At 59.8% G+C, this 12704-nt stretch carries 8 protein-coding genes; 2 read left to right on the top strand and 6 right to left on the bottom strand.

The features are described 5' to 3' along the window. Positions 1–25: 25 nt before the first annotated feature. A complete protein-coding gene (locus tag hmeg3_RS17095; protein ID WP_094564787.1) occupies positions 26–1204 on the top strand; it encodes a branched-chain amino acid ABC transporter substrate-binding protein in 1179 nt (392 codons plus the stop codon). 197 nt (positions 1205–1401) lie between these two features. Here the strand turns inward: hmeg3_RS17095 and guaD are convergent, their stop codons facing one another. The 6 genes from guaD to hmeg3_RS17060 form a co-directional block, all read right to left on the bottom strand. Next, the gene (gene guaD / locus hmeg3_RS17090; RefSeq protein ID WP_094564786.1) at positions 1402–2700 is read right to left on the bottom strand and encodes a guanine deaminase; all 1299 of its coding nucleotides are present in this window, start codon (positions 2698–2700) and stop codon (positions 1402–1404) included. Between the two features lie 134 nt (positions 2701–2834). Beyond that, positions 2835–3950, bottom strand: coding sequence for a xanthine dehydrogenase accessory protein XdhC (gene xdhC, locus hmeg3_RS17085; RefSeq protein ID WP_094564785.1), 1116 nt, complete (start codon positions 3948–3950; stop codon positions 2835–2837). 25 nt (positions 3951–3975) lie between these two features. Continuing rightward, positions 3976–6348 (bottom strand): xanthine dehydrogenase molybdopterin binding subunit, encoded by a 2373-nt coding sequence (gene xdhB, locus hmeg3_RS17080; RefSeq protein ID WP_094564784.1) that lies wholly within the window; start codon positions 6346–6348, stop codon positions 3976–3978. 12 nt (positions 6349–6360) lie between these two features. Further along, complete coding sequence (gene xdhA / locus hmeg3_RS17075; RefSeq protein WP_094564783.1) at positions 6361–7875, bottom strand: xanthine dehydrogenase small subunit; 1515 nt, start codon at positions 7873–7875, stop codon at positions 6361–6363. A 215-nt stretch (positions 7876–8090) separates the two neighbouring features. Continuing rightward, positions 8091–9389 (bottom strand): NCS2 family permease, encoded by a 1299-nt coding sequence (locus hmeg3_RS17070; RefSeq protein ID WP_094564782.1) that lies wholly within the window; start codon positions 9387–9389, stop codon positions 8091–8093. A 355-nt stretch (positions 9390–9744) separates the two neighbouring features. Then, on the bottom strand, positions 9745–10653 hold the full coding sequence (locus hmeg3_RS17060; protein ID WP_094564780.1) for a LysR family transcriptional regulator: 909 nt from the start codon (positions 10651–10653) through the stop codon (positions 9745–9747). Between the two features lie 183 nt (positions 10654–10836). Between hmeg3_RS17060 and gcl the strand changes: the two genes are divergently transcribed. Continuing rightward, complete coding sequence (gene gcl, locus hmeg3_RS17055) at positions 10837–12612, top strand: glyoxylate carboligase (RefSeq protein WP_094564779.1); 1776 nt, start codon at positions 10837–10839, stop codon at positions 12610–12612. Positions 12613–12704 lie beyond the last annotated feature (92 nt).

Here is a 12704-nt window from a genome sequence, read left to right as displayed (position 1 = left end):
TTATTCCCTCACTGGGGCCAGGTCTATGAAAGTAATCGTTCAACGCTGGCCCTGGCGCCTCGCCATGGCATTATTAATGGAGTTGTTGCCTGTCGGAACGATCTCCGCCCAAGCACAGGATGGCGGGTTCAAAAAGGTAGCAGTCGGGTTTGCCGGACCACTGGGCGACAGCATGGTGAGCAGCGCCAGGGATGGTGCTGAGTTGGCGATTGCCGAAGCGAACCTGCGTTCTTTCAGGCTCACAGGCATGAATGCCCCGATTCAGTTCGTACTGACTGCACAGGACGACAAGTCGGATGTCAACATTGCCGGTTTTGCTGCGCAATATTTTGTCCGATCCCAGGTAGCGGGCGTCATCGGCCATTGGTCGACCGCGACGGCCATGGCCGTGGCGGCTACCTATGAACAAAACTTCATTCCCCAATTGATGTTTACCGCATCGGGCGCGCCGTACACCCGGAAGGGTTACCAGACAACATTTCGCGTCCCTGCCAGCAGCGACCGCACCGCCTACTACCTGGTGGAATCGGCGGTGAACGTCCTGAAGGCCTACCGTATTGCCGTGATCGGCAACGATTCCCCCTTCAGCAGGTCCCTGTCTGAAGCCTTCGTGCAGCAACTCAAAGAACGTCCCGTAAAAATTGTTTATCAGTCAACGGTAAGCAGCAATACTTCCGATTTCAATGCGCCGTTGAAAGCCGTTGTCGAGAATCAGGCTGACCTGATCTTTTTCAGCGCCAATGCGACTCAGGCAGCCGCGTTCGTTCAGACCGCAAAGCGGCTGAAGGCGACGGCCGGCTTGTTGCTGACCGGCGGCGTGGTGAACCAGGCGTTCACTGTGGGTGCCGAGCGTTTCCCCGTCTACACCCTGGAGCCCGACGCGGCGCTGGATCAATGTCGCAGCTGGAAATCTTTTCAGCAACGATATCAGGCAAAATTTTCGCGCCCGCCGACATCGTTTTCCCGCTATGCCTACAACGCGACGAATGTGCTGATCGATGCAATTCGTCAGGCAGATTCTCTGGACGGGAAAAAAATTACTGCAGCCTTGCATCGGTATCGCTTTAACGGGCTTAGCGGGGAAATCGCCTTCGACCAACAGGGCAACGCCGTCAATTATTTCTACACCCTGTATCAATCCGCAACGACCGGCTGGCGACCGCTGAAGGAATTTTCGTCAGACCGTCCTTCCGTCTGTAGATAGGAACTGGCAGGGCCGCGCGCTAATGCAAGATCGGCGATAGCGATCCAGTCGTCAATGCCAACGGTCTGACGGCGATTGAGCCTGCCAATAAAACCACCGAGTTGGGTGCCAAATTGTCTTACGCCTTTTAACTCCCTACGGTCAACGTCGTCCTGTGACGCCCTTTTGCTTTGCTGCAAAAGGGCGCTTTTTTAAGCTTATCGCGTATGTACGCAGTCTCCCGCCGAATACGTCGCCGCAATCGCGCGGTCGTCGGCCAGGATCGCCAGGGCAAACAGTTGTTCTTCCAGACTCTCCGTGGTGGCGCTGCGGCGCGCCAGCAGCGGTGTGCATTTCGGATCGAGCACGATGAAGTCGGCATCGCAGCCGGCGGCAAAGTTGCCGATCGTGCCTTCCAGTTGCAGTGCGCGCGCACCGCCCAGCGTCGCCATGTAGAACATCCGTTGCGCCGCCAGATGCGTACCGGCCATGCGGCCTACCTTGTACAGCTCATTCATCGTCTGCAGCATCGAGAAGCTGGTGCCGCCGCCCACATCGGTTGCCAGCGACACCGGCATGCGCAGCTTGTCGGCGTTGGCGAAGTCGAACAGGCCGCTGCCGAGGAACAGGTTGGATGTCGGGCATACCGTCGCCACCGATTGCGTCGCCGCCATGCGGGCGCGGTCGGCGTCGTCCAGCCAGATGCAGTGGGCATACAGCGCACGTTCGCGCATCAGGCCGTACTGGTCGTAGACGTCGAGATAGCTGCGGCTGTCGGGGAAGAGCTCCTTGACCCATTTCACTTCATCGGTGTTTTCGGCAACGTGTGTCTGGATGTAGGTGTCGCGGTATTGCGTCGCCAGTTCGCCGGCCAGCTTCAGTTGCGCCGGGGTAGAGGTCGGCGCAAAACGTACCGTGATGGCGTAGTGCTGGCGGCCCTTGTTGTGCCAGCGATTGATCAGTTCTTCTGTCTCGCGCGCGCCGCTCTCGGCGGTGTCGCGCAGGAAGTCCGGCGCATTGCGATCCATCAGGCATTTGCCGGCCACCATGCGCAGGTTCAGTTCGCTGCTGCGGGTGAAGAAGGCATCGACCGATTGCGGATGCACGGTGCAATACACGGCGGCCGTGGTGGTGCCGTTGCGCAGCAGTTCAGCCAGGAAGAAATCGGCCACTTCACTCGCATGTTCGCCGCTCTCAAAGCTCCGCTCGGCCGGGAAGGTGTAGGTGTTCAGCCAAGGCAGCAGGCCCGGCGCGGGCGAGCCGATGATGTCGGTTTGCGGATAGTGGACGTGGGTGTCGATGAAGCCGGGCGTGATGATCTTGCCGCGATAGTCGAGCGGCACGCAGTCAGCGGGCAGGGTAGCGGACAGCTGGCTGTAATCGCCGGCGGCGACGATCTTTCCATCGGCGACGATTAGCAGGCCGTCGCTATGCCATTGCGTGGCGTGTTCATCGAAGGCGGGGTCGTTGCGGAAATGGAGCAGGCTGGCGCGATAGGCTTGCACGTGGGAAGTCATGGGTAATCCTTAATCTGGCTATTCGGTTGCGTGCTGCGCGTGACGTGAAGGCGCAACTGCGAACAACCGAATGATACTGGTATGAGATGGTGTGCTGGAACAGATACTGCTGAGGCGACGGTCCGGTTGTCCTTTTAGCTCCGGCCGTCCAGCAGGTGTGTGACCAACCTCGCCTTGAAGGTGCCAGCCGAGTCCAATCGCTGCGGCTGCTGCGCCTTTGGCGCCTGTAATTCCCATAACTGCATCAGTTGCGCCACCACTGCGATTGCGATGCTGGCGGGTTCCTTGCCATAGATGCCCGGAATGCCGATCGGGCAGGTCATCTTGTTCAGTTGTTCCTGCGTGATGCCGCGGTCGAGCAGGCGATGCTCGAATTGCTTGCGCTTGGTCTGCGAGCCGATCAGGCCGTACCAGCCGATGTCGGCGCGTTTCAGAATGCGTTCGCTCAGTTGCTGGTCCAGCGCGTGGCTATGCGTCATGACGAGGAAGTACGCGCCCGGCTCCGCCATGTCCACCACGGCGTTGGGTACGTCGGTCGCTTCCACCGTGACCTGCATGGGCAGGTCGGCGGGGAACATGTCTTCACGCTCATCCACCCACAGCACGCGGCACGGCAGCGTTGCCAGCACACGTACGATGGCCGCGCCGACATGGCCGGCGCCGAACAGGACAACCTGAGGCTGATGCGCGCGGCAGCGGTCCAGCAGCCAGCGGCGGCCGTAACGGTCTTGCGCGACGTGAGTATTGCCGGTGTTGCGGAACATCGTCGCGTCGAGGCCATTGTCGGGCGTGCTCAGGTCGCAGGCTTCACCTTCCAGTTCGTAGAGCAACGTTGGCTCGTCAGCCTCCAGCGCAACTGCACGCCAGACGTCAACGCCGTTACTCCAGTGATGTTCCAGTTCGCTCAGCATCGCGCCTATGCGTGCATCGCTATGTTGATCGATACGTTCAAAAGCGAGAAAAACCACGCCGCCGCAGCATTGACCCAAACTCGGTCCGAGGGCGATGCGTTCGAATTTGCGGGTGCCGGAGAATGTCGCTGGATCAGCGTTCAACATGTCACGTGCGATCTGCGCCGCACGCCATTCCAGATGACCACCGCCGATGGTGTCGTACTGGCCGTCGGCCGTAAACACCATGCGCGCACCCGCCTCGCGCGGCGTCGACCCTTGAATGGTCGCTACCGTGACCAGCACTGCCGGGGTGGCGGTGCTGTGCAAGTCTTTGAGTGCGGCGAGCCAAGCTGACATGAATTCTCCAGGTAAATCGGAAACCTTATTGCACCGCGACGGTGGCTTTCACCGCATCAATCGCATCCAGAATCGCCTCGCTGGTCGCCGGTGCGCGCAGCGGCGGATTAATGCGATGTTCGCCCACCGCTGACACCGCATCGCGGATCGCCAGGAACACCGAGAATGGCAGCAGCAGCGGTGGTTCGCCGGTCGCTTTGGAGCGGTGGATGGTATCCGAGACGTTGCTGTTCTTGAACAGGTGTGTGCGGAAATCCGTCGGGCAATCGGACACTGCCGGAATCTTGTACGTCGACGGCGCATGCGTCATCAGCTTGCCGTCCTTGTTCCACCACAGCTCTTCGGTCGTCAGCCAACCCATGCCCTGAATGAAGCCGCCTTCGACCTGGCCGATGTCGATCGCCGGGTTCAGGCTCTCGCCGGCGTCATACAGTGAGTCTGCGCGGATCAGGCGCCATTCGCCGGTCAGCGTGTCGATCACGACCTCGGCGACTGCTGCGCCGTAAGCGAAGTAGAAGAACGGATGGCCGTTCATGGTCTTGGCATTCCAATGCACCTTCGGTGTCGAGTAGAAGCCGTCCGACCACAATTGCACGCGCTTCAGATAAGCCTGCATCACCAGTTCTTCAAACGTCACGGACTGGGCACCGGTCGTCACCATGCCGTCGGCAAAGCGTACTTCGCTGACATCGGTGTTGAAGCGTTCGGCTGCAACCTGCGCCAGGCGTGCGCGGATTTGCAATGCGGCATCCTGCGCCGCCTTGCCGTTCAGATCACTGCCGGTGGAGGCGGCGGTGGCCGAGGTATTGGCGATCTTGCTGGTGTCGGTGGCGGTGCAGCGCACCTGATCCAGCGGCAGGCCGAGGGCGTTGGCGACGACTTGCGCCACCTTGGTGTTCAGGCCCTGGCCCATTTCCGTACCGCCGTGATTGACCAGCACCGAGCCGTCGGTATAGACGTGCACCAGCGAACCGGCCTGGTTCAGATGCGGCACGTTGAACGAGATGCCGAACTTCACCGGCGTCAGCGCCAGACCGCGCTTGAGGATCGTATTTTCCGCATTGAAGGTATGGATGGCCTTGCGACGTTCCTGATACTCGCTGGTGCGTTCAAGCTCGTTGACCAGCGCCTGGATCACGTTGTCCTCAACGTGTTGGCCGTAATGCGTGACATTGCGGGCATCCGGACCTGTCGCATCGCTGCTGCCGTAGAAATTGGCACGCCGCACTTCCAGTGCATCCTTGCCGAGATTGCGGGCGATTTCGTCGATGATGTATTCGATGGCGATCGCGCCTTGCGGACCGCCGAAGCCGCGGAAGGCGGTGTTCGATTGCGTGTTGGTCTTGCCGCACATGGCGTGAATCTCCACGTCCGACAGATAGTAGGCATTGTCGAAGTGGCACACGGCGCGGGTTGCAACAGGGCCCGACAAGTCCGCCGAGAAACCGGCGCGCGAGACCATGTCGATCTTCGCGGCAACGATGCGGCCGTTGTCGTCGTAGCCGATTTCATAATCGTAGGCAAAGCAGTGGCGCTTGCCGGTGACGATCATGTCGTCGTCGCGGTCGGCGCGCAGCTTGACCGGTCGGCGCAGGCGCACCGCAGCGACTGCCGCAGCGCAGGCCCACAAGGCCGATTGCGATTCCTTGCCGCCGAAACCGCCACCCATGCGGCGGCACTCCACCAGCACGTCATGCGAGGCGACGTGCAGCACGTGGGCGATGTGGTGTTGCATTTCACTCGGATGTTGCGTCGAGCAATACACATGCATGCCGCGGCCTTCCTTGGGGATCGCGTAAGAGATCTGGCCTTCCAGATAAAACTGTTCCTGCCCGCCGACGTCGAACTGACCCTTGAGCTTGTGCGGTGCCTTGTCGAAGGCCTCAGCAGGATTACCGCGCGACAGGTGCATCGGCGGCAGCACATAGGATTCGGCTTCGCGCGCAGCACGCGGCGTGAGGATGGACGGCAGTTCTTCGTAATCGATCACGGCCTGGCGCGCAGCGCGGCGGGCATTGTCGTGCGTGTCGGCGACGACTACAAAGATCGGTTGGCCGACGTATTGCACCAGGCCATCGGCCAGTACCGGATCGTCCTTGATGATGGCGCCGCATTGGTTTTCACCGGGGATATCGTCAGCGGTATACACCGCAACGACGCCGGCGGAAGCCTTGACCTTGCTCAGATCGATCGCACGCATTTTTGCGTGCGCCTTGGTCGACAGGCCGAGCGCGGCGTGCAGTGTGCCTTGCAACTCGACGATGTCGTCGGTGTAGGTGGCCTCGCCGGTCACGTGCAGGATGGCGGATTCGTGCGGATGCGGTTTGCCGACTTCGGTCCAGGCGGACAAGGTTTGCGGATTCTTGATGGACATGAATTCTTCAGTTTGCTTGTTCATGACGTTTCCTTCCTAAGCAATCTGTGGGGCTGTGGCAGAGGTAGCGGCAGCCGCATTCTTGCCGTGCACAAACGCGCTCACAGAAGCGGCTTGCAACGGCGCATCGGCGCGCGTTTCCAGCCAGTAGCGATACAGCAGGTTCTGTGCCGTCTTCATACGATACGCCGAAGAGGCGCGCATGTCAGAAAGCGGTGCGTAATCTTGCGCCAGCGCAAGCATTGCCGCTTTGACATTGGCCTCGCTCCATTCCTTGCCGTTCAGTTCAGCCTCGGCCAGTGCAGCGCGCTTTGGCGTCGCCGCCATGCCGCCAAAAGCGATGCGGGCGTCCACCACCTTGCCGCCATCGAGACGGAAAGCAAACGACGCGCAGACCGCCGAAATATCCTGGTCGAAACGCTTGGAGAGCTTGTACACGCGGAAAGCCACATCCTTGCGTGGCAGCGGCACGCGCACGCCTTGCACGAACTCGTTCGGCAGAATCGCCGACTTCTGATACGCGATATAGAAATCTTCGAGTGGCATGATGCGTTGGCCGTCGACGCCGTACAGCATGATCTCGGTACCGAGCGCGATCAGCCACGGCATCGAGTCGCCGATCGGCGAACCGTTGGCGACGTTGCCGCCCAGCGTGCCGGAATTGCGCACCGGCAGCGAGGCAAAACGTTGCCACAGTTCGGTCAGTTCTTGCGGATATTGTTCGGTCAGTGCGCCGTAGGCTTTTTCCAGCGTGACGCCGGCGCCGATTTCCAGCCAGCCGTCCTTGTTGACGATGTGGCGCAGTTCTTCCACCTGGCTGATATAGATGATGTCGCCCAGATCACGCATGTGCTTGGTCACCCACAGACCAACGTCGGTCGAGCCGGCGAGGATGCGCGCCTTCGGCAGTTCGCTGCGCAGCGTCGCCAGTTGCGCCAGCGTACGCGGTGCGTGGAAAGTCTGGCCGGCGTGCGTGACGGACAGCGGTTCCTCGCGCTGGATGGCGCGCAGGGCGTCCATCACCGGCGCGCGGTCGAAGCTCACTTTCGGCAATTCGCCCATGCGGCGAGCCGCGTCGATGATCGGACGGTAGCCGGTGCAGCGGCACAGGTTGCCGGACAGCGCATCGTCGATTTCGCGCGAAGTTGGTGTGACATTGTCTTGTTCATGCTTGAGGTACAAGCCCCACAGCGACATCACGAAACCGGGCGTGCAGAAGCCGCATTGGGAACCATGGCATTCCACCATGGCTTGCTGGGCAGGGTGCAGGCAACCGTCGCTTTGCTTCAGGTCTTTCACCGTGAACAGCGCCTTGCCGTCCAGCGTCGGCACGAACTGGATGCAGGAGTTCACCGTTTTCAGTTCCAGCTCGTTGCCGCGCAGCTCACCCACGACCACCGTACAGGCGCCGCAGTCACCTTCCGCACAACCCTCTTTGGTGCCGGTGCAATGCAGGTCTTCGCGCAAATGCTGCAAAACGGTGCGTGTATTGGGCAGTCCATCGACTTGATGGGTCTCACCGCGGAAATAGAAGCGAATCGGTTCTGACATGGTGTGCTTTGCTATAAAAAATTGGCTATCGATTACTGAACTTTGATTCAAGATCCGTGCCGGGACCTTTTAAAGAGAAGACTGATTTGCCGCTACCGATTGTTGCGACAGATTGTTGAAGCATTCTCTTTAAAAAATCCTTGTTGCTCTGTCATTGGCGCCATCGTATGACGGCGCCAATGTTTTTATTTCTGCTTAACGCTTTTTGCTGTTCATCAGGCGCCGAGATACACCATCTTGAACAGGAAGATTGCTGCGATCACCCAGATCACCGCCGACACGTCCTTGACGCGGCCGGTCAGCAATTTGAGTGCGGCATAGCTGATGAAGCCCAGCGCCAGACCGTTGGCGATCGAATACGTGAACGGCATGACCAGTGCGGTGATCACGGCAGGCACGCATTCCGTCGTGTCGTTCCAGTCGATGTCAGCCAGTTCGCGCAGCATCAGGCAAGCCACAAAGAACAACGCCGGCGCCGTTGCATAAGCCGGCACCACGCCCGCCAGTGGCGCAATGAACAGCGCCAGCAGGAACAGCACGGCAACGGCCACCGCAGTCAGGCCGGTACGTCCGCCCGCTTGCACGCCGGCCGCACTTTCAATATAGGCAGTGGTGCTCGATGTGCCAAGCAGCGAACCGGCGACAATGGCGCCACTGTCGGCCAGCAAGGCCTTGTTGATGCGTTCGATCTTGCCGTTCTTGACCAGACCGGCACGTTGCGCCACGCCCATCAGCGTACCGGTGGCGTCAAACAATTCCACCAGGAAGAACACCAGCACCACGTTCAGCAGACCCATCGAGATCGCGCCCTTCAGATCCAGCTGGAACAGCGTCGGCGAGACCGATGGCGGGACGGAGAACACGCCGTTGAAGTGATTGCCGCCGAAGATAAAGCTCAGCACCGTCACGCTCAGGATGCCGATCAGCAGCGCGCCGCGCACCTTCAGCTGATCCAGCGCAACGATCACCAGGAAGCCGATGATGGCCAGCACAGGGGCAGCCTCATGCAGGTTGCCCATGGTGACGAAAGTGGCAGGGCTGGCGGCCACGATGCCGGCATTCTTGAGTGAGATCAGCGCGAGGAACAGTCCTATCCCCGCCGGTATTGCCGTACGCAATGAATGCGGAATGGCGTTGATGATCAGCTCACGGATACGGAACAGGCTCACCAGCAGGAACAGGCAGCCCGAGATGAACACCGCGCCCAGCGCAGCCTGCCACGGAAAGCCCATGCCCTTGACCACGGCGTAAGCAAAGTAGGCATTCAACCCCATGCCCGGCGCGAGGCCGATCGGGTAGTTGGCGTAGAGGCCCATGATCAGCGTGCCGATTGCCGCCGCCACACAGGTGGCGACGAAGACGGAATCTTTTGGCATACCCGCATCCCCGAGAATGGATGGGTTGACGAAAATGATGTAAGCCATCGTCAGGAAGGTCGTGAGACCGGCCAGCAACTCGGTACGGACGGTCGTGCCGTTGTCGCTGAGTTTGAAAAATTTGTCCAGAAAAGTCATGAGAATTGTCTCCGTTTACGCAGTACGCGGTTCTTTTTTATACGCCAGAAAACTCGTGGATTTCTCAGGTCCACAAAAAATGGGCGTTCTGATTTGTGTCTTGTTTTGCGCCGCTTCCCATCCCTGACAGCAAGCACGGAAACCGGCTTTGAGCAGATTGATTGCAGCGTATGTAATGTCGTTGAAATATTTGGTGAAAAAGTAAGGCATAGGGAATATCAACTATAAGGTTACGGGTATATGTTCATACGTTAATCGAATAATGACGATTTGCCATCATTCCAATCCGGGAATTCCTGATCGGAATGTATCGAATCGCTATAAATCGCGAAATTAAGCTGTGCCATCGCGGTGTTTAACCCTTGGTCCAGTAATCCGGCTGCGAATAGACCTCCTTCAGGTAATCGATAAAGAAACGCGTCTTCGCCGGCAGATGCCGTTGTTGTGGATACACAGCCATGATGTCGTAATGGGGCAGGGCATACTCGTCCAGCACCGTGATCAGCTCACCCGAGGCCAGCTGCGCCTGGATCTCCCAGGTGGAACGCCATGCCAGCCCGAGCCCTTCGCTAGCCCAGCGGTGCAGCAGCTCGCCGTCATTGCAATCCAGATTGCCTTGTGCGCGGATGATCACCGGCTTGCCGCCTTGCTGAAAATACCAGCCGCGCTGCTGCCCGCCCTGCAGGTTGAAGGCCAGGCAATTGTGATCGGCCAGATCGTCCAATGTCTTGGGGATGCCGTTGCGGTGCAGGTACTCCGGCGCGGCGCACACCACGCGGCGGTTGCTGGCCAGCTTCACTGCCACGAAACTCGGCTCGATCGCGCCGCCGATGCGGATGCCCAGGTCATAGCCTTCACGCACCAGATCCACCACGCGGTCGGTCAGGTTGAACGAGATCTGCACCTCCGGATGATGCGCAAGAAAAGCCGGCGCATGCGGCGCCACATGCAGCCGTCCATAGGCTGCCGGTGTCGAGACCACCAGATGGCCGGTGGCTTTGTGACGGCCTTCGGCAATGCTCTTTTCCGCCACCTCGATATCGCCCAGCAGCTTGCGGCAATGATCAAGAAAAACGCTGCCTTGTTCGGTCAACGTCAGATGGCGCGTAGTGCGATGCATGAGCTTGGTGCCCAGGCGTTTTTCGAGCGCGTCGATGCGTCGGCCCAGCATCACGGGGGTGATGTTTTCCTCCAGCGCCGCTGCCGCGAGACTGCCTTTTTCGACGACCGAGACAAAAGCTTCGATCTGTTTGAGTTTGTCCACAAAACCTCCTTATTCGATACTTTTTCTATATTTCCATATTTTTAGTACGGAATAAACAGATATTTAGTCTTCTTATCAAACAATATTGTTGGTTATAGGATGCATCAACGGTTGAGGGCCCGGTTGATCGCATCTGCAATTTGCCTCCCTCAGCGCACTGACATTGCACACTAAGGAGGCAACATGGCAAAGATGAAGGCAGTAGACGCAGCGGTATATGTGCTGGAAAAAGAGGGCTGCCTGCAAGCCTTCGGCGTGCCTGGCGCAGCGATCAATCCATTCTACTCGGCGCTGAAACGCCACGGCGGCATCCAACACATCCTGGCGCGCCACGTCGAAGGCGCCTCGCACATGGCCGAAGGCTACACCCGCGCCAAGGCCGGCAACATTGGTATCTGCATCGGCACCTCCGGTCCTGCCGGCACCGACATGATCACCGGCCTGTACTCCGCACAAGCCGACTCGATTCCCATCCTGTGCATCACCGGCCAGGCGCCGCGTGCACGTTTGTATAAAGAAGACTTCCAGGCCGTCGATATCGAATCCATCGCCAAGCCGGTCACCAAATGGGCCGTCACCGTGCGCGAACCGGCGCTGGTGCCGCGCGTGTTCCAGCAGGCCTTCCACCTGATGCGCTCGGGCCGTCCCGGTCCGGTGCTGATCGACTTGCCGTTCGACGTGCAGATGGCCGAGATCGAATTCGACCCCGACACCTACGAGCCGCTGCCGGTCTATCGTCCTTCGGCGACGCGCGCCCAGATCGAAAAAGCGCTGACCATGCTGAACCAATCCGAGCGTCCGTTGCTGACCATCGGCGGCGGCGTGGTCAATGCCGATGCGGCCGAACTGGCGGTTGAATTTGCCGAACTCACCGGCGTGCCGGTCATCCCGACCCTGATGGCCTGGGGCGCGATCCCCGACGATCACCCGCAAATGGCCGGCATGGTCGGTCTGCAGACCAGCCACCGCTACGGCAACGCCACCATGCTGGCGTCCGACTTCGTGCTCGGCATCGGCAACCGCTGGGCCAACCGCCACACCGGTTCCATCGACGTGTTCACCAAGGATCGCACCTTCGTCCACGTCGACATCGAGCCGACCCAGATCGGCCGCGTGTTCGGCCCGGACTACGGCATCGTCTCCGACGCCAAGGCCGCGTTGAAGCTGTTCATCGAAGTCGCCAAAGAACTGAAGGCCGCCGGCAAGTTGCCCGACCGCTCCGCCTGGCTGGCCGCATGCCAGGAGCGCAAGCGCACCATGCATCGCCGCACGCATTTTGAAGAAGTACCGATCAAGCCGCAACGCGTCTATGAAGAAATGAACCGCGCCTTCGACCGCGACACGTGCTACGTCAGCACCATCGGTCTGTCGCAGATCGCCGCCGCGCAATTCCTGCACGTCTACAAAGATCGCCACTGGATCAACTGCGGTCAGGCCGGTCCGCTGGGCTGGACCATTCCTGCCGCGCTGGGCGTGTGTGCCGCCGACCCGCAACGCAAGGTCGTAGCGATCTCGGGCGATTACGACTTCCAGTTCATGATCGAAGAACTTGCTGTCGGCGCGCAATTCAATCTGCCGTATTTGCACGTGGTGGTGAACAACTCCTACCTCGGTCTGATCCGTCAGGCGCAACGCGGCTTCGAGATGGACTACTGCGTACAGCTGGCGTTCGAGAACATCAACGCGCCTGAACTCAACGGCTACGGCGTCGACCACGTCGCCGTGGTGGAAGGCCTGGGCTGCAAGGCGATCCGCGTCACCAACCCGAACGAGATCCAGGATGCCTTCGCCGTGGCGCAGCGCTGGATGGCCGAGTACCGCGTGCCGGTGGTGGTGGAAATCATCCTGGAGCGCGTCACCAATATCGCGATGGGCACCGAGATCAACGCCGTCAACGAATTCGAAGAGCTGGCCACCAAGCGCGAACATGCGCCGACGGCAATCAGCCTGCTGGACTGATCGAGAAGAACAGGACGATCAAGAGGAGACAGCGACGGCGGACAACTACATCAGCTTGCCGGCACATGCCCCCCATGTGCCGAGCGAGCGAC

Source organism: Herbaspirillum sp. meg3, assembly GCF_002257565.1.
Taxonomy (GTDB): Bacteria; Pseudomonadota; Gammaproteobacteria; order Burkholderiales; family Burkholderiaceae_D; genus Herbaspirillum.
This window is presented reverse-complemented; position numbering and strand designations above follow the sequence as displayed.

What these genes read in the sequence shown, in the direction of transcription:
- hmeg3_RS17095 (WP_094564787.1), top strand. Translation starts at nt 26, where the DNA reads ATGAAAGTAATCGTTCAACGCTGGCCCTGGCGCCTCGCCATGGCATTA.
- guaD (WP_094564786.1), bottom strand. Translation starts at nt 2,700, where the DNA reads ATGACTTCCCACGTGCAAGCCTATCGCGCCAGCCTGCTCCATTTCCGC.
- xdhC (WP_094564785.1), bottom strand. Translation starts at nt 3,950, where the DNA reads ATGTCAGCTTGGCTCGCCGCACTCAAAGACTTGCACAGCACCGCCACC.
- xdhB (WP_094564784.1), bottom strand. Translation starts at nt 6,348, where the DNA reads ATGAACAAGCAAACTGAAGAATTCATGTCCATCAAGAATCCGCAAACC.
- xdhA (WP_094564783.1), bottom strand. Translation starts at nt 7,875, where the DNA reads ATGTCAGAACCGATTCGCTTCTATTTCCGCGGTGAGACCCATCAAGTC.
- hmeg3_RS17070 (WP_094564782.1), bottom strand. Translation starts at nt 9,389, where the DNA reads ATGACTTTTCTGGACAAATTTTTCAAACTCAGCGACAACGGCACGACC.
- gcl (WP_094564779.1), top strand. Translation starts at nt 10,837, where the DNA reads ATGGCAAAGATGAAGGCAGTAGACGCAGCGGTATATGTGCTGGAAAAA.